The sequence below is a fragment of the Candidatus Woesearchaeota archaeon B3_Woes genome (assembly GCA_005222965.1).
In the GTDB taxonomy this organism is placed as follows: Archaea; Nanobdellota; Nanobdellia; order Woesearchaeales; family B3-WOES; genus B3-WOES.
In genome coordinates this window covers 352080-376520 of sequence record NJBG01000001.1, presented here as the reverse complement: position 1 = coordinate 376520, position 24441 = coordinate 352080, and the positions used below count along the sequence as shown (strand labels likewise).

Here is a 24441-nt window from a genome sequence, read left to right as displayed (position 1 = left end):
TTCATTGTTAAGTTTAATGTTGCTTCTTAGGTTCTAACCATGCTAAAATTAAGAAAACAATCCATAATAAATTGAACAAATAAATAAATGGCTCATACATTTCCCCTCCCAAGATACAGGTGACATCATACTTGTCTAATTGTCCGTCTTTGATTTTTTCTCTATACTCTTCTATTGTAATTTCTCCTGCATTATATTTTTCAAGCAATAACCTCTCTTCAAAATTACAAGGGTTTCCAATTGAAGGTAGTGGAAGAAAACCATTATTTATATCTAAATATATAAAAAAATTCCCAAGTAAGAAAGATACTATCGCCAATACATACCACTGTTTTCTGTTCATAGTCCAATTATGAGATTCATATTTAAAAAACTACCCTTTTTATCAAGTCAATTTTATAACATAAACTTACAATGTATGTTAATATCTATAGTGTTCAGATTTATATGGGCCTTCTACTTTTATTCCAATATATTCTGCTTGTTCTTTTGTTAATTTAGTCAATTTAGCACCCAATTGATCTAAATGAAGTCTTGCAACTTCTTCATCTAGTTCTTTAGGAAGCATATAAACTCCAATTTCGTGCTCTTTTTCCCATAATCTTATTTGAGCTAGGGTTTGATTAGTAAAAGAATTACTCATAACAAAGCTTGGATGCCCTGTTGCACATCCTAAATTAACAAGTCTCCCTTCTGCTAAAAGGAATATTGAGTGTCCGTCTGGAAAAGTGTATCTATGAACAGGACATTCTGATCCTTTTATCTCTTCTTTTTTAATTCCGGGCCATTTTTCAAGTTCTGTTACTTGTATTTCATTATCAAAGTGACCTATATTACAAACAATTGCTTGATCTTTCATTTTGCTCATGTGTTCAGCAGTAATTATATCTTTGTTACCTGTTGTTGTAACATATATATTTGCAATAGGCAAGGCATCTTCAATAGTACAAACTTTATAACCAGTCATACACGCCTGTAATGCACAAATTGGATCAATTTCTGAAACCAAAACATTTGCCTTCTCATTACTTAGAGATTCTGCACAACCTTTCCCAACATCACCATAACCACAAACAAAAGCAGTTTTACCAGATATGAGAACATCTGTTGCTCTTTTTATTCCGTCTATAAGAGAATGTCTACATCCATAAATGTTGTCAAATTTTGATTTTGTAACAGAATCATTCACATTTATTACTGGAAATAGTAATTTCTTTTCTTCCATCATTTGATATAGTCTATGAACTCCGGTAGTTGTTTCTTCTGAAACACCTTTTATTTCTTTAGAAATTCTTGCCCATCTTTCTTTGTCTTTTTCATAACCTTTTTTTAAATTAGCCATTAACTCTCTAAAATCTTCACCTTCATTGCTATAATCTTTTTCTAAAGTAGATGGATCTTTTTCAATATCAACACCCTTATGAATCATTAGAGTTGCGTCTCCTCCATCATCAACAATTAAATTTGGACCTTTTCCATCTCCAAAATCAAGTGCTTTTTCTGTGCACCACCAATACTCTTTTAGTGTTTCCCCTTTCCAAGCAAATACAGGTATGTTTGCTTTTGCAATTGCAGCAGCGGCATGATCTTGAGTTGAAAATATATTACAAGAAGCCCATCTAACATCTGCTCCTAATTCAACTAAAGTTTCAATTAGTACAGCTGTTTGAATAGTCATATGCAAACTTCCAGTAATTCTTGCTCCTTTTAGTGGTTTATCTTTACTGTATTTTTCTCTAACAGCGATTAAGCCAGGCATTTCTTTTTCTGCAATTTCGATTTCTTTTCTACCAAAATCAGCCAAGTTAATATCTTTAATTTTGTAATTTTCTGTTTCATCCATAATATCACTGTAATAAGGTAATGTAAGATAATTTATATATTTTATTTTATTTTTTATTCAACTTGTCCGGATATTTTTTATTAAACCGAACAAAATAACAATATTTATATATTAGTTCGGATAACTTATTTTTATCTTATGAAAGGCCTCCCTTGACAACGCCCCCAAGCAACGTAAACATTTAATTCTAAATGTTTGGGAGGCCTTCAAAAAATGATACTGGAAAAAGACAAACAAATACTAAATGTATTAAAAGAGAATTCTAGACTTTCTATTAGAGATATTGCTAAAAAAACAGGGCTGAGGCCAAGCACAATACACGACAGAATAAAGAAATTAAAAAAAGATAAGATTATAGAAAAGTTTACTGTTAAGCTTAATAATAAAGAGGTTGGTGAAAATTTTATTGTTTTTGTGTTCTTAATTACTTCTAAAGATTTAGAACAATCTTTTTTTAATAATAAACACATTAAAGAGGTTTTTGGGGTTACAGGCGAATATGATTTGGTTTTAAAATTAAAATTTGGGAATATAGAACAATTTAATAAATTTATACTTAATCTAAGAAAAAATAAGGATATTAAAAAAACAATAACTATGATTGCTACAATAGATATTAAAGAAGAGATTTAATATATTCCTAATTTTATATTTAAATAGTTTTCTCTTAATTTTCTTTATTTAAACTAAAACATTAACTAACAATAAAACAATATAACCAATTATACAACCCGCAGTTAAGAAAGGTAGGGCAGGATAGAATCTATCTTCTCTTCCTTTAATGAAAAGCAATAGTAAAGCTATAGAAGTAAACAATGGAATAATTAATGTTTTTGAAAACGCAATTGCAAAGCTGTTAGTTAGAATTTGTGATTTCATTACTGCTCCTGCAAATAATAGAGGAAATGCAACATCTCCTCCACCCAAAATTGCTGTTTTTATACCTTTGAATTTAACTTTTCCTTTTTGAGAAACTTTTTTAGTTGTTTCTTTTTTATAAGGAACTAATAAACCCGCAAAAACTTTTGACTTTGCCTGGAATCTGGCCATCTTAATCATGTGTTTTGATTTCCAGACAGAATAAGCATCATAAATAGAAATTAGTAATAATAAAATTAAGATTGTATACTCATTAACAATATCTATTGGAACCAGAATAGCTGCTAATCCTCCGTAAATGAATAATTCAGTTAGATTATGAACTAGTATGTTTGGTTTTATAACTTTCCATAAAGCTAATAAAAATCCAAGAAATGTTGCAATAACTTTAGGTATAAAAGAATTAAAAGCTATTGTTAAACATAGAAATACTGCAAAGAAAAACCATAATTTCCATAAGAAAAATGTTTTTATTTTTATTAAAAATAAGAATAGGATTGTTGCTAACAATATTGCAATAACCAAATAGGTTATGAATTCTGAAGAAGTATTAAATTGAGGTCTTTCTATATTATGGGGGAGATCTAGAGCAATTGTTTCATTGACAACGTATGTTTCATTTGTAATTAAATCAATTTTTTCAACTTCTTCAATCGTTATGTATTTTGAGATTATTCCTAAACCAATAATTTGGCTTAGTAGAAAAAACAGAATTAACAATAGAGTTACCCTTAATGAATGTTTCATAATTATGTTACAAACAAAAAGCTTATTTAAATGTTTGGGCAAACATAAGTTTTATATATCTATAACTTTTTTTTGTTAATATGTCAATAATTGAAAAAATCGGGGATATAAGACGATTTGATCATATAATCAATGTTCTTTTTAAATATGAGTTTGGTTTTTTTATAGAAAAATTAAGATTAAAAGATAGATTAAGTTTGCACCAAAGATTACAAAAAGGTAAGTTTAAGGAAAAGAAGACTCAACCAGAAATGTTGAGAAAGGTTTTTGAGGAGCTTGGAGGAGCGTTTGTAAAGTTAGCACAATTTCTAAGTGTAAGACCAGATTTAATACCAATGGATTATGTAAGGGAGTTTGAAAAATTACAAGATAAAGTGCCTCCAATCCATTTAGAAGAAGCAAAACAAATAGTTGAAAGCGAGTTTAAAAAACCATTAAAAGATGTCTTCAAAAAGTTTGATGGAGTGCCAATTGCATCTGCTTCTATTGCTCAGGTTCATAAAGCAAAGTTGTGGACAGGTGAGAATGTGGCTGTAAAAGTCCAAAGACCAAAAATAAAACAAATAATGGAAAAAGACATTGATTTAATGTTATTCTTAGCAAATTATATGAAAAACCATGATCATCAGATTAGAGGAGTTAATCCTGTAGCAATTGTTAATGAATTTCAAAGATGGACGGAAAAAGAAATAGATTTTGAACAAGAAGCTTCAAACATTCAAGTATTTGGAATCAATTTTAAAAAAGATAAGAACATAGTTATTCCTGAACTTTATAATGATTATTCTACTAAAAAAATCATAACAATGGATTTTATTGACGGAGTTGAACTAAATAATATAGATGAAGTAAAAGAAAGAAATTATGATGTTGATAAAATGATTAGGATAGGATTTGATTGTATTTTAAAGCAAGTTTTTGTAGATGGTTTTTTTCATGCAGATCCTCATCCTGCAAATATATTAATTCTTCCAAACAATAAAATCTCTTTTGTTGATTTTGGTATTGTCGGAATATTTGACGATAAGATGAAGAATGATGTTACAAATCTTTTTGTTGGTATTATTAAAAATGATGTTGATGAGATTATAGAAACTTTAACTGAGATGGGGATGGAAGGAGGAAATCTTAAAATTCTTAAAATTGAATTAGAAAATAGAATAAAGGTTTTACAAGGAGCAGAATTAAAAGATGTAATTATTAGTAAGGTTTTGGAGGATGTTTTGAGTTTATTACAAAAACACAATTTTAGAATACCTCTTGATTTTGTTTTGTTTGGAAAAACGCTAATGACTTTAGAAGGAATTGCATTAAGATATAATCAAGAGTTTAGATTAACTGTTCAAAGTAAATCTTTTGTTAAAAAACTTATTAAAAAGAAAATAGGACCAAAACAAACTGCTAAAAATTTTGTGGAAGCAACAACAAAACTAAAAGATTTCACAATAAATATTCCTGAAAAAACCTCTTTTTTCTTGAAAAAAGTTAGAGAAGCTGATGTAAGTTTAAAGTATATTGATAAAGACATGCGAAATTTGATAATGGAGATGGATAAAAGTTCAAATAGGGTGACTTTTGGTATGATAATAGCTGCTTTAGTTATTGCTTCAACAATTATGTTGCCATATAATGAAATACAAATAATGGATATGTCTGCGTTTTCGTTTATGGGCTTTTTGATATCTGGCTTATTAGTTTTAATTATTGTAATATCTATATTAAAAGAAAGAAAATTTTAAATAAAACAAAAACAATTTTTTAGAAACGAGGTGAAAATATAATGAAGAAAATAGAAAAAGGATTTTATTTAAGTGTTGGATTAGCTTCACTAGCAAAAAAAGAGTTGAATAAACATATGGGTAAACTTGTTAGAGAAGGGTGGTTACAAACAAAAGACGCAAGAAGAATAGCAGGCAAAGTTGTTGCAGAAACACAAAAAGAAGGCAGAAAAATTGAGAGATTTTTAATAGCTGAATTAAAAAAAGAAGCAAAAAAAGCCAAACCTTATGTTAACAAATCAACTAAGAAAAAATCTAAGCGCAAACCTGCTAGAAAAACAAAGCCTAAGAAACGAGCTAAGAAAAAAAGGTAGCTTTTTTTAATTTTTCTTCTAATTTTTCTTCTAATGTATCAACAGGGGCTCTCCCCATTGATTTACAAAAACAGGATTTGCTGTCCCAGCAATCATGACCAGATCCATGAAAATTAACCTTAATCATTATATTTTTGTTACATTTACTACATAATGTTTCTTTGTAATGGTGATTTATCTCAAACATAGAATCCCATTTGTGTTCTGTAAGGTTATTTTTACAATAAGGACATATTTGTGTTTGGTCTATCTCATTAATTAGGTGGTGTGGCGTCATCTCTGTCTTTGTCTCTTTAAAGTTTTATCTTAGAATTCTCTAAATCTTTTAGTTTTTTATACTTTTCATCAATATGTTGTTGTATATTTTTAATTTCTTTAGATGTTAAGTGTTTAAATCTTCCTTGATCTTTGAGGAAATTGATAACAGGTAATGGATTATTTGTTTCCTGAACTTTGACTAAACCCCCTTCAATTTCATAGATGGGATTTATTTTTGTTTTTACAGCTAAATCAGAATATTCAATTGTTTTATTTGATTCCATTTTCCATCCAGGAATACAAGGACACAAAATTTGTATGTATGATGGTCCGTCGATAGCTAAAGCTTTTCTTACTTTTCTTATTAGATCTTGTAAATCAGATAAAGATGCTGTTGCCACATAAGGAATTTCGTGCGCAGCAACAATTAAAGGCATGGGCTTTTTCCATCCTCTTTTTCCTTTTATTTCTTTTCCAATAGGTGAGGTTGTTGTCCATGCATATTTTGGAGTAGCACTTGATCTTTGTACTCCTGTGTTTTCATATGCACCATTATCTAAACATATGTATAGTACCTTGTGATGTCTCTCTAACATGCCACTTAGAGCCTGAAGGCCAATATCAAATGTTCCACCATCCCCTGCAATTGCTATAACATTAACATCTTTTTTATCTTCTTGGTTTAACCCTTCTCTCACCCCAGATGCAACTGCTGCAGCGTTTTCAAATGCAACATGAATCCATGGAATTCTCCATGCTGTGTTTGGATATAGAGTAGTATAAACTTCTGGACATCCTGTTGCCTGGACTATAATTGTATTTTTTCCAGCCACTTTAAGGATGTGTCTAATTGCAATAGCTTCTCCACATCCTAAACATGCTGTGTGTCCAGGTGCTAAAAATTCTTCTCTTGAAATTCCACTTATATCAGCCATTCTTGATTCACCATATTAAATGCTTTTTTAATATGCTTTTTTGTAACATCTCTTCCACCTAATCCAACAACATAACCTTTGATATTACATTTTCTTCCATACATACAATCCCTTATTTCAGTAAATAAAGCTCCATTATTACCAAGGGAAATATTTCTGTCTAGAACAATTATGTCTTTTGATTTTTCTAGGGCTTTTATTATTTCTTCTTTTGGGAAAGGCCTAAATAATCTAACTTTCATTAATCCAACTTTTTGTCCTTTTACTCTTAGTTCATCAACTACAACTTTTGAAGTTCCGGCAATTGTTCCCATACATATTAATATTTTTTGCGCGTCTTTTGTTTTATAACACTCTATTGTTCCATCACCATAGCCTCTTCCAAACTTATTTTTGAATTCATTGTGAATTTGTTTTATGATTTTTTTAGAATTTAGTATTGCATCTTGATTTGTTTTTCTTATTTCCATATAAGTGTCTGGTCCACCTATTGGACCCATTGTAACTGGTTTTTTTGAATCTAATATAAACCTTTTAGTTTTTTTAGGTAAGAATAAATCAACATTTTTTTGAGAAGGGATTTCTACATTTTCAAAGACATGTGATAGTGTAAATCCATCCATGCCCATCATAACAGGAAGTAAAACATCTTTGTGTTCTGCAATTTTGAAAGATTGAATTATTGTATCTACTGCTTCTTGAGTGTTTTCAACAAAAAATTGAATCCATCCTGTATCTCTGACACTTATTTGATCTTGGTGATCATTCCATATATTGATTGGGGCTGAGAGAGCTCTGTTTGCAACCATCATAACAATTGGCATTCTCATACCAGCAGCGATGAAAAGTATCTCATTCATTAGAGCTATTCCTTGTGAAGAAGATGCTGTGTATGTTCTTGCTCCTACTGCGCTTGAGCCAATTGCAGCACTCATAACAGAGTGTTCTGATTCTGCTAGAATTGGTGTTGCTTTTAGTTCTCCATTGTTTATGTATTCTGCTAATGCCTCTACATTATGAGTTTGAGGGGTGATAGGATACATAGGAATAACTTGAGGTCTGCATAGTTTAACAGCTTCTGCTACTGCTCTTGAAGCTTCTTGTATTTTTTTCACTGTTGAACTACCTCCATTTTAATACATTTAACAGGACATTCATTTGCACATATCCCACACCCTTTGCAATATCTTTCAATATTTTTAAAAGTGCCATCTTTTTGAGGCTCAAAAGCCATATCAGGGCAGTTTATCCAGCATTTCCCACATTTAATACATTTGGAATAATCTGTTACAGGTTTTTGATTCCTAAAACTAACTTTTTTAGTTTGCATAGTGCTACCTGGGGTGTCTATTACTGCACCTGGATTAATTTTTTGATTCATGATAAACATCCTCAATAGCTATTTTGTTTTTTTTGGCAATATCACCTTTAAATTTCTGATCAATTGCTTTTTTTAGACTCTCTAATGATACAACTTTTGTTCTTGCTGCAAATGTTCCTAAGATTAATGTGTTGATAATGGGTTTACCAAATATTTTTAGAGCTTTGCTTGTTAGGTCTTGGCCATAACAACCATCTATTTTTTTATCACTGTTGACAATTATCTCTTTTTTAACACCTTTTTTTGCATCTACAATTTTAATAAGAGAAGGATCAAAGACAATAATGTAATCTGGGTTGTATATTTGTTCTCTTATGTTTATTGGTTTATTATCTATTCTAACAAAGCTTGTTGCAGGTGCGCCTCTTCTTTCTACCCCAAACATTGGAAAAGCCTGAGCATACTTTCCGTCATGAAAAGCAGCGATTGCAAGAAGTTGTGCTGCTGTAACAGCACCCTGACCACCTCTTCCATGAATTCTTATTTCAATCATGCAAATTTTATCTGTTTCGATTGTTTATATAGTTTACGATTTTAAGTAATATTTAAATAGTCTCTTAAATCTATCTGGATTATGAAAAATTTGGATAAGCTTAGAGAACTAAATTTAAAAGAAACAAAAAAAAAGCTTAAAGAAAGTGTAACAGATGATATATTAATAATCCAAACTATCAATCATATTGAGGATTTGAATAAAGTCATAAATATACTTTCAAAAGATTTGAGAGAGTGGTATTCTTATTATAATCCAGAATTTTCAAACGATATGCAAGACCATTTGTCTTTTATAAAAGCAATTTTAGATAAAAAGGATAAAAAATCAAAAGATAGTGTTGGTGCTGATTTAAGTAAAAATGATTTAAAGCCTTTAGTGAAGCTGAGTGAACAGATAAATGAATTGTTTAAACTTAAAGAAAAACAAGAAGATTATATTGAAGTAATGATGGAGAAAGTTTGTCCAAATATAACAGCAATTTCTGGATCTTTAATTGGTGCTAAGCTTATACAACATGCTGGTTCACTGAGAAATTTAATGGTAATGCCTTCCTCAACTGTTCAGTTATTAGGAGCAGAAGAAGCTTTGTTTAGACATATTAAGACAGGAGCAAAGTGTCCTAAGTATGGTGTTTTACATTCACATCCTTTAATTTCAAAAGTTAAAAGAACAGATGTTGGAAAAGCAGCTAGAATTTTGGCTAGTAAGATAAGTATTGCTTCGAGGGTGGATTATGCTAAAGGGAAATTTATTGGTGATAAATTAATGAAAGAAATTGAGGAAAAGTTTAAATGATAAAGTTAATCATATTTGATTTGTGGAGCACTTTAGAGTATAAAAGACATAAAAAAGGCACTGTTGAATGGATTTATGAGAAATTAGCAAGAAAACACTCTCTAAGAAAGGTAAGAAAAACTTTTGAAAAAACATTTCATATGCACAAATCTGATAGTTTTGAAAAAGATTATAAAAAAATGTTTGATATACTCCAGATTAAGCATGATCATATCATTATTAAAAAAAATGCATTATATAGGAGAAAAATAGAATCAGAATCTTCTTTGTATAAATATTCTGTTCCTTTGTTAAGAACATTAAATAAAAAAAGGTATAAAGTTGCTCTCTTATCAAATATTACTCATTTTCATGGAATTTTAATAAAAAAATCTATTTTAAAAAAATATATAGATAAATTCTTTTTTTCATATGAACTTGGTTCAATAAAACCAGATAAGAAAAACTTTAGAGCAGTTTTATCTTATTTTAAAGTTAAGCCTTCTGAAACAATTATGATAGGTGATAATTATAAAGATGACATAGTGCCTTCAAAAGAATTAGGAATTAATGCAATCCATTTTAGAAACGGTAAAAAGCTTAAAAGAAAGTTAAAAAAGATTGGTGTTTTATAATGATAAAGAAATCTAAGATATTTGAAGTTTATGAAGAGGAAAAAGGTAGAAAGAAATATCTTTATACACTAAATTTAACTCCTGGTAAAAAGGTTTATGATGAGAGATTAGTTAAACAAAGTGATGGAGAATATAGAGAGTGGAATCACCGTAAATCAAAATTAGGGGCTGCTATCTTAAAAGGGTGCCCTAATATAGGAATAAGAAAAAAAGATGTTGTTCTTTATCTCGGCGCTTCAACTGGCACAACACCATCTCATATATCAGATATTGTTGGAAAAGAAGGTTTTGTTTTTGCATTGGATTTTGCTCCAAGAGTAGTTAGGGAATTATATTTTTTATGTGAATTAAGAAAAAATATGGCCCCTTTATTAGAAAATGCAAGTCTTCCTGAAAAATATAAAGACAAAATAACAAAAGAGGTTGACATTGTTTATCAAGATATTGCACAAAAACAACAATCTCGAATATTTTTGGAAAACTGTAGATTGTTTTTGAAGAAAGATGGTTACGCTTTAATAGCTGTAAAAGCGAGAAGCATTGATGTTACTAAAAAACCAGGAGAGATTTTCAAAAAGGTTAGACAAGAAATAGAGAAAGAATTAGTTATAATTGATGAAAGAAAGTTAGATCCTTTTGAAAAAGATCATATGTTTTTTGTTTGTAAGAAAAAATAGAATTGTAAAAATGAATAAAATTTCTCATGATCCAAATGAAATTATTGATGTTGTTGATGAATTTGATAATGTTATTGGAAGTACTACAAGAAAAGAAGTTCACACAAAAGGGATTTTACATAGGGAAGTATATGTTTATTTGATTAATTCTAATAAAGAAGTTTTACTCCAAAAAAGAAAAGATAATCATTTATGGGATCATTCTATTGGAGGCCATTTCCCTATTAATCAGAGCTATGAAGTTGCTGCACTAAGAGAATCCAAAGAAGAACTTGGAATTACATTAAATAATCAAGATTTGAAAGAAGTTGCAAAAGAGAAATTTATAAAAATAAAAACATCACATAAAGGATTAAATAAGAGATTTGCAAAGATTTTCTTAATAAAAAAAGATATACCTTTAACAAAATTTAAGATAGATAAAGAAGAAATAGAAGAGATAAGATATTTTAATATTGATGAATTGAAGAAATTACTTTTAACTCCTTCTAAAATGACTATTTCTTCTAAAAAAATATTAGAAAAATATATATTAAAAGAACTAAAATAAAAAATTATTGACAACTTTGAGCAAATGCTCTTAATGTTTCTTTTGGTGTTTCACCAACAATTGTTTGGCCATTTTTAGCACAGATAAATTGAGGTACTCCTCCTGCTAAAACATCACTAAAACAGTTTCTTAAGATTGTTTTTGCTTCATTATCAGATGCAGAAATCCATTTGAAATTATATTCTTCTACTTCTAAGTCTGTAACTATTGGCTTCATTCTTAGACAATGAGGGCATGATTCAGAATAGACAAATACAATTGCGTCTTTTTTCAGACCGTTTTCAACAGCACATGTTGAATATTTTTCAACTTCTTCTGATGAAAAAGATTGAGTTGTTATTTCTTCTTTATTAAGTATTCTTATGTCCGATTTATCCATTAATTCAGCAATATAGTTGTTTAAAGCTTTTACTTGTTTTTGTTGAGCTATAAAATTAACTATTTCCTGTTCTGATTCTTCAAATGTTGCATTTAGGTCTGAATTATCATAAAATTCCCTAACTTCTTCCGGAGTTATTGTAATATTAGAAAAAACATTTGTTTGTACTAGTTTTCCTATAGATATATATTCTTTATAGAATTTTTCCATATCCTTCATTGTTAAACCCTGTTGTTTAAGATTTTCTTTGAATTCTTTTTGTGTTATTTGATTAGTCAACATTATTTGATTGATGGTTTCCTGAACTTCATCATTTGTTGTTTCTAGTCCTTGTTTTTTTGCTTCTTGCAGTAACACTACATTCATTACAGTTTGATTTAGTAATCCTTCATCTGTTAAAGAAAGTTGAAACTCAGGAGGTAATGTTTTTGCAGTTGTTTCAAGATCTATATCTGTTATTATCTCATTATTGACGATTGCAACTGGAGTTCCTTGGTCTGGGAATATATTGTTTATATTTAGAATCAATACAACTATAACTATAATTGCAATTATTGCCCCGATTGTTGCAGTATTTTTTAATTTGGCTTTACTTTTCTTCTTCTTATTTTTAGGAAATTGAATGTATTTTTTAAAAGCAGTTAGATTTGTTTTTATCTTCTTCTTATTTATTCTAGGCTTTTTCTCATCTGAAATTTCCTTTGTTTTTTTAGGTCTAGAAATTTCCTTCTTTTTTATAGGTTTAGCTTTTGGTTTTTTTGTTTCAACTGCTTTGGGTGCATCTTCAGAAACAGGCAGTTTAGATTGAATATTTTCTTTTTTTATCTCTGTTTTTGGTGTTTCATCAACAAACTTTTTCTCTTCTATTTTTTCTTCGTAATTAAAATTAGCAGACTCATCAAAACTATCTTTTACCGGGGTATATTCTTCTTGTATAAAATTATCTTCAACCATTTCATCACCTTTTTAAGTATAATCTTTAATTTTTAGCAATATTTAACAAAATACTAAGTAGTTATTAATAAAGCTTATGTTTTTTCTACTTTGAAGTTTAAAAAAAGGTTTATAACATTGAAGGAGTGGTGTTATTAAAGAATGGCATATGAGGTAATTATCGGGAGAACCAAAGCAGATAGAGAGAAATATGGCACAAAAGGGGCCATATTACTCGGTAAACAATATGTAAAAATGGGTCAAATTACATCTCTTTCTAACCCAATCTATATGGATACTACAACAAGCCACGTTGTTTTTATATGTGGAAAAAGAGGTTCTGGTAAGTCATATACGATGGGTGTTGTATGTGAAGGAATGTCATCTTTGCCACCAGAAATTTCTTCAAATATTGCTGTTGTTATGCTCGATACAATGGGCATTTATTGGACAATGAAATATCCCAATCAAAAAGATAAAAAATTATTAGGAGAGTGGGGCTTAAAGGCAACTGCATTAGATATTAAAATATATACTCCTAAAAGATATCATAAAACCTTTCAGAAAGAAGGGATTCCAACAGATTTCTCTTTTTCTATTAAACCATCAGAACTAAGCCCGACAGATTGGTGTTTGACATTTGATATTGACATTAATTCTGAACAAGGAGCTTTTATTGATAAAATAATTTCTCATCTGAACGAACAAGAAGAAAATTATGATATTAAAGATATAATAAATGCTGTTCAGAAAGAGAAAGATGCACATAAATATATAATTGATTCAACAACAAACAGGTTTATTGCAGCAAATTCATGGGGGCTATTTGATAGAGAAGGAACTGCTTTATCTGATTTGATTATTGGAGGTCAAGTAACTATTTTAGATGTAAGTTGTTATGCTATTACGCCTGGCGCTGAAGGAATAAGAGCTTTAGTAATTGGGTTGGTGTCTAAAAAATTATTTTTGGAAAGGATGATAGCCAGGAAAAAAGAAGAACACGAATCAGTCCATGCTTCTGCTTATGCTCTAATAGAGGAGGTAAAAGAGAAACTTGAATACCCTCTCGTGTGGTTGGTTATTGATGAGGCTCATGAATTTTTACCAAGAGAAGGAAAAACAACATCTTCAGATGCGTTGATAACAATTTTAAGAGAAGGAAGACAACCTGGAATAAGTTTGATTTTAGCATCCCAACAACCAGGTAAGATACATGAGGATGTTATGACTCAATCAGATATTGTTATATCACATAGGTTAACAGCTAAGATTGATATAGATGCCTTGGGGACAATTATGCAGAGTTATATGAGAGAGGGTCTAGACAAACAGTTGAATAATTTGCCTGACTTGGCTGGTTCTGGAGTTGTGTTTGATGATTTAAATGAAAGAATGTATCCTATAAGAGTAAGGCCTCGGTTGTCATGGCATGGTGGTTCTGCACCAACTGCTATGAGAAAGGTTAAGGAAAAAGAAAATAAAATTGTATTTTAATTACTTTTTCTTCTTTTTAGGTTTTTTTGATTTTGGAACTTCTGTATCTGTTCCAACAGGTCCGTGCGTCATAGATACAATAGACGATATAAACATTAGTGCAAAGACTAATGCAAATGCTATACCCCATGAAAGTGAGATATTTTTAACCCATATTACAGAAATTAAAAAACCAAGCATAGATGTTAACATAAACTGACTGTTTAATGGTGCTACTTTGAATGTCATATTTATCACCTCTTTATTATAAATATAATTTGTAAAATATATAAAACTTCTTATTTAAATGTCAGAAATCAAAGATTTCTGATCATTTTAAAAAACACTTTGTGTTTTTTAATACTTAACGAATTTTAGCTTGCTTATATCTTTCTTTGCTTTTTTTGTTTTTTTATTAAAATCATCCATGAATTTAGTCATTAATTCACAACAATGTTTTTTATCGTCACCACAGGTTAGTTTTCCTTTTTTACAATTGTTGTATATTTTTTTCAGGTCTTTGTCGTCTTCAATTAGATGTTGTTTGTATAATTCAAATATCATACATTTTTCAGGTTCTCCACCTTTTTTCTTTTGTTCGTCAACCGTGTCTCTGCCACCTGTTTTAGCTCTCATAATTTTTTTGCAGAATATGCTTTTATCTTCTGGAAGTTCGATACATGATTCTTGATGTGTTTTAGACATTTTTAATCGTCCATTTAGTGATGGAGTGTATTTGTGGTATATTCCAGAAGGCAGGAAAAATTTATACTTATTTAACCTTCTTGCAACATCTCTTGTTAGTCTTATGTGAGGATCTTGGTCAACACCAACTGGAATTATTCCTGGCATTCTTTCTTTAAGTTGAGGATAGAGAATGTCTCCTACTTGTGTTACTGCTGACATAATTCTTTTTGGGTCTGTGTTACCGTAAATCCCTTTAAATTCATTAGATGTTATTTTTTGGCTTGCCTCATAAGCTAGATGTACAACATCTTTGTTTTCTGATTGGAAGTAGAATGTTGTTTTTTTAGGATCTAAACCTAAAGCAATAAATGCTGGAATATGAAATTCTAAAGCTCTTTTTTTAGCGTCTTTTAATGAAATGTTTCTAGCTGCTGAAGATTCTAAATCAGCTACTAAAATATATGCTTCTGCGCCGTGTTCTTGGAAATATTTTATGTTTTCAACAACCATTTTGTTTCCAAAATGTATTTTTTCTCCAGAAGGCATTATTCCAGATAAAACATAGAATGGTTTTTTTTCTTTTATACATCTGCTTATTATTTTTAGATCTCTACCTGCAAAAACAACGCTTCTTCGCATAATTCTGTTTGGTTTTGGAAATAAATCTACTTTAAACTCTTCTAATCCAAAGTCTTTGATGACTTTTGAATAATCTTCTACTAGTTCACTTCCGTATGGATCTATTATTTTTGTCATATTATTACCTTGTAAGTTTAGTTATTTAAAGGTTTTGAAATAAAATAATAGAAATCTATGGCAACCAGCTTTTTTCATTCTTAAGCTTTTTTGGCAGATAATCAGAAATAACAAAGTTAAGGCCCCATTTTGCCAAGGCCTGTTGCTCTGCTCTAACTTTTAACTGGGCCATTTGTTTTAAGGCTTTTTGCCATTCTTTGTGGTGTTGGATAAAAGGATCGTTTTTCATTAAATCTTTAATCTTTTTAATATCAACCTCTTTTAGAGGATGGGTTGGCAGTTTATAATCAACAATATCTTGAGGAGTAATGCCAATAAATTTGGCATGTGGAACACAAAAATATTTATTTATGTGAGCAGCATTACCAGAACCAACTTTTAAAGTTCTGTAGATACTACCATATCCATAAGGATCGCCGTCTGTAAATACATAGACTGGTATTTTTTTTGCATCTGATAATTTTCTAATAAATCTTCTACACGCTCTTGTTGGAACTCCTCCCATTGAAATTAAAATGCAATCTGCTTTTTTCCAATAATTATGTTTTACAAGTCTTTGAAACATACCAGCTGTTTCTATTGCCAAAATAAATTTAGCATTTGTTTCGAATTTTAGATCTTCAACAGAAGAAGGAATAGAATATGCTCCTGAACCCATTTTAGTACAGTCAATTTTAAGTTGTTTTCCTGTATCTTGGTCTTTATCAACTACAATAAGTTTTCCTGCTACATCTCCCCCTTTTTCTTCAGGAATAAAACCCATTTGTTCACGATTGACCATGAGCATAGCTTCAACATCATCCATTACTGTGTCTGATTCTGGTTGAGCTTTGAACCTCGCTTCCCCCCAATTTTTAGAAACATAATATGCCTCTCTTTTTGTTGCAATATCATCTTTCTCAACTAAATCTTTAGATAGAGCCATCATACGCAAAGTTTGAGCAAATGTTTTAACAGTACCAACTGTTAAGGTTCTTGATTTTTTCTTTCCAATTAACTCGAAATAACCAAGTTTGTCGTCGTACTTTACATTACTTAAAGATCTTAGAGGAGATTCAAGATTGGGTTGTTTCTTTTTTAAAATAGAATCATAAATCCCTTTTGCTAGTTCCTTTATTTGTTTTGCTACTTTCATTTTGATTATATCACCTAAATATTAATAGTTTTATTATAAATGCAACCGAAACAATTATTATTACTCCCTTTACAAAATTTGCTCCTTTTTTTATTGTTATATGAGAGCCGATCCACCCTCCAGCAAAAAATAAAGCAGCTAAAGGTAAAGCTATTTTAAAATCAATTAAATCATTTGCAAAAAAAACAAATGCAGCAGTTACCCCTCCAAAAAATTCTATAAAACGCGCACTAGCTACAGATTCTACAAAATCTTTATTCAATAGAGATGTAAATAACATAACAGCAAAGATACTTGATGCTGCTGCATAAAATCCATCATATATACCTAATATAAAAAACAAAACTACAGAAAGTAGTAATATATGCTTTTTTACTTTTATCTTTATTGGATTCAATCCAAAATTCTTGTTTAATATCAATATCAATACTATTAAAATCATCAATACTCCAATTATAATCTGTAATATGTTCTCACTTATTCCAATTACAATAAAACTCCCAATTATACTTCCTATTCCAACCAATATAGCATATGGAAATGTTGATTTCAAATCTAGTTTTCCGTGCATCCAATAATTAATTGAAACAAATCCAACAGCAATAGTTAATATCTTAGTAATTCCGATTACTTCGTGTGTTGGTATCCCTAACCAAATCAAGGCAGGTATTAATATCAGATAAGAACCTCCAATCATTCCTGCAATTATTGCTGTCAAAAAAGTTATTATTGCTGCCAGTATAAATATTAAGGGTTCCATTTTATTTCTTTTCTTCCTCACCTAAAGTTTTCTGCTCCTCTTTATTATCCTTCCCAATCTTCGCTAATTCTTCATCATATTCTTCATTTACAACTTCAAGATTTTCTAGTTTTCCTCTTTGTTTCTCAAGGATTGAAGTTAAGTACTCTTCTACTTTTTTCTCATCTGCATCTTTAAATCCTACTAATTCTTTTAAAGCCTCAGCAACGTGAGGAATATACGTTTTAATATAATCTCTTTTTTGCCCCTCTGCTAAAACCCTCTTTTTCTTATGCACATAGCTTCCTAGTTTACGACCAATTTCTTGCAAAGCTAATTTAATTTCTTTAATAATTTCAGGATAATGCGCTATAGCTTCTTTTGATTCAGATGTAAATGGAACCCATACAGAAGCGATATGAACAACAACTGTTAATGGTCCTTGAGGCAGAGCTCCTGAACTTTGGCTTAATCCATATTTTCTCCAATTTGTCTGAACAACAGATTTAGCAGCAGCACATGCGCTTTGTTGGTAAAGCAAGGGAACTCTGTTTGCAAATCTCATTAAAGTTATTGAGCCTTCTGAACTTTGATCACCACCATAGGCTAGACCTGCTTCTACAATAAATGGATTTCCTCTGTAAACAGAAGGAGGTCTTGTTATTGAATAGTAAAATTCAGCATTTATTTCTTTTTTTAGACCTTTTTCTAATTCTTCTGAGCTAATCGGGCTTATACAGTCTGTTGGAGGTGAAATTATTTTTGTTTTCTTAATACCTTCCATAAGTTTTTCAGCCATTTCACGAACAAGTTCACGGGGTTTTGTGTTTGGTAGTAAAGCAGCATTTTCACATATTTGTTTTGCTGTTCCAGAACCTACTCTTGAAAAATCATTTGTTAGAAAACTTTGAAGGGTTCTTGATTCTGTATCTTTTGCCATCCTCATTAACATACCCAATTCAATACCATAAGGGTGGGGTTTTATTTCAACAGGTTTTTTAGGAAGGTTATCGGTGGCTCTTGCAAATATTGTTTGTTCTGCTTTAGGATTAGTATAAATTATAGTAATGTGCGGATTAACAATTGCAGTTTCTTTAAGGTATTGGTCAACACTTTGACTTCCACCTTGGTAATTTCCTTCTAAATCCATTTCAATTTTTACTCCATGATCTTTATTCCAATCAACAGATTCATCTTTAATTATGTCTGGTTTATTCTGAGCAATATCAATATGAAGCTCGTAATAATGTGCCCCTGAGTTGTTTTTGACTTTTGATGTGATTTTTGTTGGTTTTCCTGTTGTTAATTGAGAATACATTACTGCTGCACTTATCCCAATCCCTTGCTGACCTCTTGTTTGAGACAGATTATGAAATTTGCTTCCATAGAGCAATTTCGCAAATATTGGGGGGATCTGTTTTTTTACAATTCCAGGACCATTATCTTCTATTATGATTCTAAATTTATCATTTCCTAAATCAATTAATTCAATACTGATTTCTGGTAAAATATCTGCTTCTTCACAAGCATCAATAGAATTATCAACAGCCTCTTTAACAACTGTTAGAAGAGCTTTTCTTTTGTTGTCAAAACCCAATAAATGTCTATTTTTCTCGAAGAAAGATGCTACAGAGATATCTCTTTGTTTTTTTGCCATCTCTTCAGCTATGTTTGAATTTGCCATCTTTATGAAATGTTTTGGATTTATTTAAAAATGTATTGTTTTAGTTAATTTTCTGTATATTCATATTTCTTCTTTGCTTTTCAAGATATTTAAAAACACCAGCGTGTGTGCTCCCTCCTAATAACATATCTATTGCTCTTCTTGCAAGAGGAGTAAACTCAACAGGGCCAATAATCCCAATAGTTTTCCCATAAACACACAATTCACAATTTGTCAATTCTTCAATTATTTTCCTACTTTTACCTTCTTGACCAATAACACGACCTTTTAATCTTATTAGATCATTTTTTGATCTTGCTAAATCCCCAAGATTTATTAATTCAAAAGAATAATCCACGTTAAGTAATTTTAAAGCAATTTTTGGGTTAAAACCACGTCCAATTGCAGTTATTAATTCTCTTGCAGCATATAATTTTAAGCCGTCTTCTCCAGAAATAGACACATCCCCTTCTTTACTATCGACTTCTATCTTAGTTTTTGTTTCAGATTCTAGATGTTTTTTACTTTCTCCTTTTGTTCCTATAAGAACAGCAACTCTTTCTTTAGGAATTTTTAGATCATATTTGTATTCTGTCATTGGAGGCGATCACCTTATTATTAAAAATATCATCGATTTAAAAAATTATGCTTTTATTTTTTGAAGGATCTTTTTTTCATCTAATTTTAAACCTTGTTTTCTAAAAAAATTACAAAGATTTTTTATGTCTCTGATAATATACTCTTCTGCTCTTTGGTCTTGTAATGATGTGCATTGTGAAAAGTCAATAAAAACAGGTTTATCATTTAAATTTAAGATATTAAAACTAGATAAATCAGCATGAACTAATCCTGCTTTGTATAATTTTCTTATGTTTTTTATGATTTCATTAAAAAAATTTTTAGGATTTTCTGGTGTTTTATCTTTTAGCATTGGTGCTATTTTGTTGTTTTGTCCAATAAATTCCATAACAAGAATATGATTTTTGAATACAATGGGTGTTGGAACTCTTATATTAGCTTTTCTTGCTTTTAACAAGTTCCTATATTCTCTTTGAACCCAATGAAATATGATATTTCTTTTTCTGCCTTTTAGATCAAGGTATCTTGGATCTGATTTGATATAATCAAACATCTTATTGAAATCGCAAGAATTAACCCTATATACCTTAACAACTATATTTTTGTTCCTCTTTTTAGCTAAAAACACATTAGATTCTTTGCCTATGCTAATGGGGCCTTCTAAACCATCAAAATGACCTTCACTTATTAATTTGAAGATGGTTCTATTAGTAAAATCATCAAATACATTATGTTTTGTCTTAAATTTTTCCTTAGTTATTTTTGACATATAGATATGAAACACTATTGGGTTTTTAAATCTTGGTTATTCTAATTTCAAATCACAAGCTTTAAATAGCGCAAAGCATTATGATTTCTTTACACAAATCGGTCCTTTAATGAGCTGAAACACGTGTTTTGGCGGTGAATTAAAGACACTCTTGTGTATAACAGCCCGTCACGAGAGTACTCAATGGAGCTGTCGCTAAACGCAAGCAATGAGCTTGGGAGTTAGTGTTACGGGCAACAAATTCATATTTACATTAAAAATAAGAAAAGAAGCAGAAATAGAGTAAATAAATGTCATTTATCATTTAAATCACGTATTTGACTTAAAAAAAGGCGAATTATGCCTAAAGAGCTTAAAATAAGCTTTATTTGCACATTTATTTGTTCTATAGGGGGTATTAAAATCACTGACATCACAACATCATTTTACATTGTAAAAGGGTTATGTTAGTAATTTTTAGTACTTATTCTGCTTGTTTTGTATGGAGGAAAAATGAAAATTTCGTAGAAATTTTCAAATCTTTTCATTGGAGGTTCAAAGAAAATGGGAAAAATAGCACAAACAAGTTCAAAATACATAGTTCATGCAAATATTAATGCAGAAGGAGTTGTTGATAAACCAGATGTAATTGGAGCAATTTTTGGCCAAACAGAAGGTTTATTAGGATCTGACCTAGAACTAAGAGAACTACAAAGATCAGGTAGAATAGGAAGAATAGAAGTAAACATAGAAACAAGAAACGGAAAATCAAATGGAAAGATAGTGATTCCATCAAGTTTAGACAAAGCAGAGACAAGTATTATAGGAGCAGCATTAGAGATCATAAAAAGAATAGGTCCATGTGATTCTGTTATCAAAATCGAGAATATAGAAGATGTCAGAGTGAGTAAAAGAACTTTTGTAATTGAGAGAGCTAAAGAATTACTAAAAGAGCTTAAGGACAACGTATTACCTGATTCTCAGGAAATTGCAAATGAAGTAATATCTTCTGTTCGAGTAATGGAAATAGTAGAATATGGAAAGGATAGATTATCTGCTGGACCTGCGGTAGAAGAGTCAGATGAGATAATTATTGTAGAGGGACGTGCAGATGTTGTTAATTTACTTAAATATGGTTTTAAGAATGCAATAGCAACAAATGGAACCTCAGTACCAGAAACAATAATTGAGTTATCTAAGAAAAAGACAGTTACCGCTTTTGTTGATGGAGACAGAGGAGGAAACCTTATACTCCAAAGTTTATTTGGTTGTGCAGAAATTGATTTTGCAACTAGGGCTCCTGCTGGAAAAGAACTTGAAGAATTAACACAAAAAGAAATCCATAAGGCTTTAAGATCAAAAATGACAGCAGAACAGGTGAGTATGGAGTTAAAAAGAGAATCTGCAAACGGAGGAGCAGCTCCTGAGAAAAGATCTTTCTTTAATAGACAAGCTCAAAGACCACCACAGAGAACATATCAACAAAGACCTGCACAAAGAAACTTTGGTGTTAAAAAAGCAGTTCCAACAGATTCTGAGAAAAAAACATTTTCAAAGATGCTTGAGGATTTAATTGGAACAAGAGGAGCTTATATTTTAGATCAGAAACTAGAGATTTTAGGCAAAGTACCTATAATGGAGCTTGGATCAACTGTTAAAAGTTTAAGTTCCGGCATTTATGCAATTTTGTTTGATGGTGTTGTTGATAAAAATCTTGCAACCACTGCAGAGACAGCAGGAGTTAAATTTGTTGTTGCAATGGACTCTAAAGTAAAACCAGAAGAAACAAACATCGCTGTTTTAATAATTAAGGATTTATAATTCTTTTTTTTATTTTTTTAAATTATAAGAAAAGTATTTAAGTATAGAATTTCTGATAGTAAATATGGCTCTCAAGTTATATAACACTTTGACAAGAAAGAAAGAATTATTTAAGCCAATTAAAAAAGGTCATGTTGGTATGTATAGTTGCGGTCCTACTGTTTATTGGTACCAACATATTGGAAATCTAAGAACCTATATATTTAATGACATTCTAAAAAGGGTTTTAAATTATAATAACTTTAAAACAAAGCATGTCATGAATTACACAGATGTAGGTCATTTAACATCAGATGCTGATACAGGTGAAGATAAGATTGAAAAGGCTGCTAAAAAAGAAGGCAAAACAGCTAAACAAATATCTGAATACTATGCATCTGTTTTTGAAAAGGATTGTAAAAAATTAAATATCATTCCACCAAATATAATTTGTAAAGCAACAGATCATATTAAAGAACAAATTGCATTGGTGAAATTATTGGAAAAAAAAGGTTTTACATATCAAACTTCAGATGGAGTTTATTTTAATACATCTAAACTTAAAGACTATGGAAAACTTGGATTAATTGATTTAGAAGGTTTAGAAGCTGGAAAAAGAGTTTCTTTAGGTGAAAAACGCAATAAAACAGATTTTGCATTATGGAAATTCTCAGATACTTTAAAAAAACGTCAACAAGAATGGAAAACAAAATGGGGCATTGGATTTCCAGGATGGCATTTGGAATGTTCTGCAATGTCTTCTAAATACTTAGGAAAACAATTTGACATCCATACAGGTGGAGAGGATCATATTCAAGTACATCATACAAATGAGATTGCGCAAAGCGAAGCAGCTTTTAATGTTAAACCATGGGTAAAATACTGGCTTCATGGTGCTTTTTTAACCCATAAAAGTGAAAAAATAAGCAAAAGCACAGGAGGATTATACACAATCTCAGATTTAGAAAAAAATGGATTTACGGCCTTAGCTTATAGATATTTTTGTTTAAACACATCATATAGAAAACAGCTTAATTTCTCATTAGAAATTTTAGAAGGTGCTAAAAACTCATATGAAAGATTAAAAAATATTATTATTGACTTAAAATCAAAAAAAGACTCGAATAAAACTAAAGAATTTGAAAAATATAGAAAACAATTCAAAGAATATATTGACGATGATCTTAATATGCCTAAAGCATTATCAGTTTTATGGGATGTTTTAAGAGACGAAAAACTAGGAAGTAAAGAAAAACTTGAGTTAGCTTATGATTTTGACAAAGTCTTTGGTTTAGATATTAAAGATATTGAAGAGGAAAAACAAAAGCTCGACAAAGAAATCAAAGAATTAATTGAACAAAGAGAGAAAGCAAGGAAAAATAAAGATTATTCTAAAGCTGATAAGATTAGAGATGATTTAAAGAAAAAAGGAATAGTTCTTGAAGACACTTCAGAGGGAGTTAGATGGAAAAAGGTTTAGTCAAATCTGAATAAGACAGTTCCTCTGTAAATCTTTTTGCTCTTTTGTCTATCCATTCCATAAAGTTTTCTTGATTCTATTAATTCTCCTTTAAATGATTTTTTTAGAAGTTTACCTAATGTTCTTGTGAATCTTTGTGAAGAAATATAAATATCAATACCTCCTTTAACTTTAGATAATTTTGCAATAGAAACACCTTTTCTTTTTTTAATAGCATTTACTACACAACTTACAGACTCTTCAGGGGGGTTATTTCTTAATTGTAGGACAGCTTCATAATATTGATCTGGTTTTTCTTGTTTCATGTTAATAAATATATTAAAATTTTATTCCCATGGAAATTTTTTAGTATTTTGAACTTGTCTAAGATAATAATTCGGCTCTATTTCAGAGCAAGACATAACATACAAACACGCAGTTTTAACTATTGCTCCTTTAGATTCTAAATATTCTTTTGCAATTATTAGACTTCTTCCAGTCTCCAACATATCTTCTACAAGTAAAATATTTTTACCAACTAAGTTGTCTAAGACTTCTGTAACTACTCTTCTTTCTCCCCTTTCTTTACGAACCGTTAAACAATACATACTCTTAATTTCTAAAGATGATGAAAGAATTCTTGCTGGAACAATTCCTCCTCTAGTAATCCCAATAATTGTGTCCGGATGATAATCTATTCTATCCGAGAGTTCTTTAATTTCTTGATGAAAGGCTTGCCAATCCATTTGTGATTAAAACATTCCTCTATTTATAAATTTAGTGGAGATTTAATAAACAAATCAAAAGCTTTTTAAGCAAACAA

At 30.1% G+C, this 24441-nt stretch carries 28 protein-coding genes; 10 read left to right on the top strand and 18 right to left on the bottom strand.

Translation table 11 applies throughout. From position 1 onward, the window contains the following. Positions 1-13: 13 nt before the first annotated feature. Together CEE44_02040 and CEE44_02035 are read right to left on the bottom strand one after the other, a co-directional pair. Positions 14-343, bottom strand: a complete 330-nt coding sequence (locus tag CEE44_02040; protein ID TKJ17294.1) for a hypothetical protein — start codon at positions 341-343, stop codon at positions 14-16. Positions 344-421: 78 nt separating this feature from the next. Next, positions 422-1843 (bottom strand): adenosylhomocysteinase, encoded by a 1422-nt coding sequence (locus tag CEE44_02035; protein ID TKJ17293.1) that lies wholly within the window; start codon positions 1841-1843, stop codon positions 422-424. Positions 1844-2056: 213 nt separating this feature from the next. Between CEE44_02035 and CEE44_02030 the strand changes: the two genes are divergently transcribed. Next, a complete protein-coding gene (locus CEE44_02030; GenBank protein TKJ17292.1) occupies positions 2057-2476 on the top strand; it encodes a hypothetical protein in 420 nt (139 codons plus the stop codon). A 48-nt stretch (positions 2477-2524) separates the two neighbouring features. Here the strand turns inward: CEE44_02030 and CEE44_02025 are convergent, their stop codons facing one another. Further along, positions 2525-3469 carry a hypothetical protein gene (locus CEE44_02025; GenBank protein TKJ17291.1) on the bottom strand — a complete coding sequence of 315 codons (945 nt, stop codon included), beginning with the start codon at positions 3467-3469 and terminating at the stop codon, positions 2525-2527. Between the two features lie 80 nt (positions 3470-3549). Between CEE44_02025 and CEE44_02020 the strand changes: the two genes are divergently transcribed. Beyond that, on the top strand, positions 3550-5208 hold the full coding sequence (locus tag CEE44_02020; protein TKJ17290.1) for a hypothetical protein: 1659 nt from the start codon (positions 3550-3552) through the stop codon (positions 5206-5208). A 41-nt stretch (positions 5209-5249) separates the two neighbouring features. Further along, positions 5250-5561 carry a hypothetical protein gene (locus CEE44_02015; protein ID TKJ17289.1) on the top strand — a complete coding sequence of 104 codons (312 nt, stop codon included), beginning with the start codon at positions 5250-5252 and terminating at the stop codon, positions 5559-5561. Here the strand turns inward: CEE44_02015 and CEE44_02010 are convergent. Genes CEE44_02010 through CEE44_01990 form a run of 5 tightly spaced genes read right to left on the bottom strand, consistent with a single transcriptional unit; the run spans position 5545 to position 8628 of the window. Then, positions 5545-5838 (bottom strand): hypothetical protein, encoded by a 294-nt coding sequence (locus CEE44_02010; protein ID TKJ17288.1) that lies wholly within the window; start codon positions 5836-5838, stop codon positions 5545-5547. The genes CEE44_02015 and CEE44_02010 overlap by 17 nt on opposite strands. Before the next feature lie 16 nt (positions 5839-5854). Next, the gene (locus tag CEE44_02005; protein ID TKJ17287.1) at positions 5855-6754 is read right to left on the bottom strand and encodes a 2-ketoisovalerate ferredoxin oxidoreductase; all 900 of its coding nucleotides are present in this window, start codon (positions 6752-6754) and stop codon (positions 5855-5857) included. Further along, positions 6742-7869, bottom strand: coding sequence for a pyruvate ferredoxin oxidoreductase (porA, locus tag CEE44_02000; protein TKJ17286.1), 1128 nt, complete (start codon positions 7867-7869; stop codon positions 6742-6744). Before porA ends, CEE44_02005 begins: the two co-directional genes overlap by 13 nt. After that, positions 7866-8135, bottom strand: coding sequence for a pyruvate synthase (locus CEE44_01995; protein TKJ17285.1), 270 nt, complete (start codon positions 8133-8135; stop codon positions 7866-7868). The genes porA and CEE44_01995 overlap by 4 nt, the downstream gene beginning before the upstream one ends. Beyond that, positions 8119-8628 (bottom strand): pyruvate ferredoxin oxidoreductase, encoded by a 510-nt coding sequence (locus CEE44_01990; protein TKJ17284.1) that lies wholly within the window; start codon positions 8626-8628, stop codon positions 8119-8121. Before CEE44_01990 ends, CEE44_01995 begins: the two co-directional genes overlap by 17 nt. An 81-nt stretch (positions 8629-8709) precedes the next feature. Between CEE44_01990 and CEE44_01985 the strand changes: the two genes are divergently transcribed. Genes CEE44_01985 through CEE44_01970 form a run of 4 tightly spaced genes read left to right on the top strand, consistent with a single transcriptional unit; the run spans position 8710 to position 11267 of the window. Continuing rightward, positions 8710-9426: a hypothetical protein gene (locus CEE44_01985; protein TKJ17283.1), complete on the top strand. Its 717-nt coding sequence runs from the start codon at positions 8710-8712 to the stop codon at positions 9424-9426. Beyond that, positions 9423-10040 carry a hypothetical protein gene (locus CEE44_01980; GenBank protein TKJ17282.1) on the top strand — a complete coding sequence of 206 codons (618 nt, stop codon included), beginning with the start codon at positions 9423-9425 and terminating at the stop codon, positions 10038-10040. Before CEE44_01985 ends, CEE44_01980 begins: the two co-directional genes overlap by 4 nt. Beyond that, entirely contained in the window at positions 10040-10717 is a 678-nt protein-coding gene (locus CEE44_01975) for a fibrillin (protein ID TKJ17281.1), read from the top strand. Before CEE44_01980 ends, CEE44_01975 begins: the two co-directional genes overlap by 1 nt. Then, complete coding sequence (locus tag CEE44_01970; protein ID TKJ17280.1) at positions 10677-11267, top strand: hypothetical protein; 591 nt, start codon at positions 10677-10679, stop codon at positions 11265-11267. The genes CEE44_01975 and CEE44_01970 overlap by 41 nt, the downstream gene beginning before the upstream one ends. Positions 11268-11271: 4 nt before the next feature. Here CEE44_01970 and CEE44_01965 read toward each other — a convergent pair whose 3' ends face one another. Further along, the gene (locus CEE44_01965; protein TKJ17279.1) at positions 11272-12600 is read right to left on the bottom strand and encodes a hypothetical protein; all 1329 of its coding nucleotides are present in this window, start codon (positions 12598-12600) and stop codon (positions 11272-11274) included. 141 nt (positions 12601-12741) lie between these two features. Between CEE44_01965 and CEE44_01960 the strand changes: the two genes are divergently transcribed. Then, complete coding sequence (locus CEE44_01960; GenBank protein TKJ17278.1) at positions 12742-14073, top strand: nucleotidyltransferase; 1332 nt, start codon at positions 12742-12744, stop codon at positions 14071-14073. Here the strand turns inward: CEE44_01960 and CEE44_01955 are convergent, their stop codons facing one another. From CEE44_01955 to CEE44_01925, 7 genes are all read right to left on the bottom strand, one after another. Further along, entirely contained in the window at positions 14074-14301 is a 228-nt protein-coding gene (locus CEE44_01955) for a hypothetical protein (protein ID TKJ17277.1), read from the bottom strand. A 108-nt stretch (positions 14302-14409) separates the two neighbouring features. Next, complete coding sequence (gene trpS / locus CEE44_01950) at positions 14410-15495, bottom strand: tryptophan--tRNA ligase (GenBank protein TKJ17276.1); 1086 nt, start codon at positions 15493-15495, stop codon at positions 14410-14412. 55 nt (positions 15496-15550) lie between these two features. Continuing rightward, the gene (locus CEE44_01945) at positions 15551-16630 is read right to left on the bottom strand and encodes a DNA topoisomerase VI (GenBank protein TKJ17275.1); all 1080 of its coding nucleotides are present in this window, start codon (positions 16628-16630) and stop codon (positions 15551-15553) included. 10 nt (positions 16631-16640) lie between these two features. Then, entirely contained in the window at positions 16641-17390 is a 750-nt protein-coding gene (locus CEE44_01940) for a hypothetical protein (protein TKJ17274.1), read from the bottom strand. Between the two features lies 1 nt (position 17391). Continuing rightward, positions 17392-19053: a DNA topoisomerase VI subunit B gene (locus tag CEE44_01935; protein TKJ17273.1), complete on the bottom strand. Its 1662-nt coding sequence runs from the start codon at positions 19051-19053 to the stop codon at positions 17392-17394. A 40-nt stretch (positions 19054-19093) separates the two neighbouring features. Then, positions 19094-19630, bottom strand: coding sequence for an RNA-processing protein (locus tag CEE44_01930; GenBank protein ID TKJ17272.1), 537 nt, complete (start codon positions 19628-19630; stop codon positions 19094-19096). A 45-nt stretch (positions 19631-19675) separates the two neighbouring features. Further along, complete coding sequence (locus CEE44_01925; protein TKJ17271.1) at positions 19676-20380, bottom strand: serine/threonine protein kinase; 705 nt, start codon at positions 20378-20380, stop codon at positions 19676-19678. Positions 20381-20923: 543 nt separating this feature from the next. On the opposite strand from CEE44_01925, the gene CEE44_01920 reads away from it, so the two are divergent. Both CEE44_01920 and CEE44_01915 read left to right on the top strand, forming a co-directional pair. Beyond that, on the top strand, positions 20924-22180 hold the full coding sequence (locus CEE44_01920) for a hypothetical protein (GenBank protein TKJ17270.1): 1257 nt from the start codon (positions 20924-20926) through the stop codon (positions 22178-22180). Positions 22181-22244: 64 nt separating this feature from the next. Further along, on the top strand, positions 22245-23639 hold the full coding sequence (locus CEE44_01915) for a cysteine--tRNA ligase (GenBank protein ID TKJ17269.1): 1395 nt from the start codon (positions 22245-22247) through the stop codon (positions 23637-23639). On the opposite strand, the gene CEE44_01910 is transcribed toward CEE44_01915, so the two are convergent. Further along, positions 23636-23944 carry a hypothetical protein gene (locus tag CEE44_01910; GenBank protein ID TKJ17268.1) on the bottom strand — a complete coding sequence of 103 codons (309 nt, stop codon included), beginning with the start codon at positions 23942-23944 and terminating at the stop codon, positions 23636-23638. The two genes, CEE44_01915 and CEE44_01910, sit on opposite strands and share 4 nt — an antisense overlap. Before the next feature lie 21 nt (positions 23945-23965). Continuing rightward, the gene (locus CEE44_01905) at positions 23966-24364 is read right to left on the bottom strand and encodes a hypothetical protein (GenBank protein TKJ17267.1); all 399 of its coding nucleotides are present in this window, start codon (positions 24362-24364) and stop codon (positions 23966-23968) included. Positions 24365-24441 lie beyond the last annotated feature (77 nt).

Coding starts and splice junctions, on each gene's coding strand:
- CEE44_02040 (TKJ17294.1), bottom strand. CDS start 343: ATGAACAGAAAACAGTGGTATGTATTGGCGATAGTATCTTTCTTACTT.
- CEE44_01965 (TKJ17279.1), bottom strand. CDS start 12,600: ATGGTTGAAGATAATTTTATACAAGAAGAATATACCCCGGTAAAAGAT.
- CEE44_01905 (TKJ17267.1), bottom strand. CDS start 24,364: ATGGATTGGCAAGCCTTTCATCAAGAAATTAAAGAACTCTCGGATAGA.
- CEE44_02025 (TKJ17291.1), bottom strand. CDS start 3,469: ATGAAACATTCATTAAGGGTAACTCTATTGTTAATTCTGTTTTTTCTA.
- CEE44_02015 (TKJ17289.1), top strand. CDS start 5,250: ATGAAGAAAATAGAAAAAGGATTTTATTTAAGTGTTGGATTAGCTTCA.
- CEE44_01930 (TKJ17272.1), bottom strand. CDS start 19,630: ATGACAGAATACAAATATGATCTAAAAATTCCTAAAGAAAGAGTTGCT.
- CEE44_01925 (TKJ17271.1), bottom strand. CDS start 20,380: ATGTCAAAAATAACTAAGGAAAAATTTAAGACAAAACATAATGTATTT.
- CEE44_01990 (TKJ17284.1), bottom strand. CDS start 8,628: ATGATTGAAATAAGAATTCATGGAAGAGGTGGTCAGGGTGCTGTTACA.
- CEE44_02030 (TKJ17292.1), top strand. CDS start 2,057: ATGATACTGGAAAAAGACAAACAAATACTAAATGTATTAAAAGAGAAT.
- CEE44_02005 (TKJ17287.1), bottom strand. CDS start 6,754: ATGGCTGATATAAGTGGAATTTCAAGAGAAGAATTTTTAGCACCTGGA.
- CEE44_01985 (TKJ17283.1), top strand. CDS start 8,710: ATGAAAAATTTGGATAAGCTTAGAGAACTAAATTTAAAAGAAACAAAA.
- CEE44_02020 (TKJ17290.1), top strand. CDS start 3,550: ATGTCAATAATTGAAAAAATCGGGGATATAAGACGATTTGATCATATA.
- CEE44_02035 (TKJ17293.1), bottom strand. CDS start 1,843: ATGGATGAAACAGAAAATTACAAAATTAAAGATATTAACTTGGCTGAT.
- CEE44_01980 (TKJ17282.1), top strand. CDS start 9,423: ATGATAAAGTTAATCATATTTGATTTGTGGAGCACTTTAGAGTATAAA.
- CEE44_01960 (TKJ17278.1), top strand. CDS start 12,742: ATGGCATATGAGGTAATTATCGGGAGAACCAAAGCAGATAGAGAGAAA.
- CEE44_02010 (TKJ17288.1), bottom strand. CDS start 5,838: ATGACGCCACACCACCTAATTAATGAGATAGACCAAACACAAATATGT.
- trpS (TKJ17276.1), bottom strand. CDS start 15,495: ATGACAAAAATAATAGATCCATACGGAAGTGAACTAGTAGAAGATTAT.
- CEE44_01975 (TKJ17281.1), top strand. CDS start 10,040: ATGATAAAGAAATCTAAGATATTTGAAGTTTATGAAGAGGAAAAAGGT.
- CEE44_01940 (TKJ17274.1), bottom strand. CDS start 17,390: ATGGAACCCTTAATATTTATACTGGCAGCAATAATAACTTTTTTGACA.
- CEE44_01995 (TKJ17285.1), bottom strand. CDS start 8,135: ATGAATCAAAAAATTAATCCAGGTGCAGTAATAGACACCCCAGGTAGC.
- CEE44_01910 (TKJ17268.1), bottom strand. CDS start 23,944: ATGAAACAAGAAAAACCAGATCAATATTATGAAGCTGTCCTACAATTA.
- CEE44_01945 (TKJ17275.1), bottom strand. CDS start 16,630: ATGAAAGTAGCAAAACAAATAAAGGAACTAGCAAAAGGGATTTATGAT.
- CEE44_01920 (TKJ17270.1), top strand. CDS start 20,924: ATGGGAAAAATAGCACAAACAAGTTCAAAATACATAGTTCATGCAAAT.
- CEE44_01955 (TKJ17277.1), bottom strand. CDS start 14,301: ATGACATTCAAAGTAGCACCATTAAACAGTCAGTTTATGTTAACATCT.
- CEE44_01935 (TKJ17273.1), bottom strand. CDS start 19,053: ATGGCAAATTCAAACATAGCTGAAGAGATGGCAAAAAAACAAAGAGAT.
- CEE44_01915 (TKJ17269.1), top strand. CDS start 22,245: ATGGCTCTCAAGTTATATAACACTTTGACAAGAAAGAAAGAATTATTT.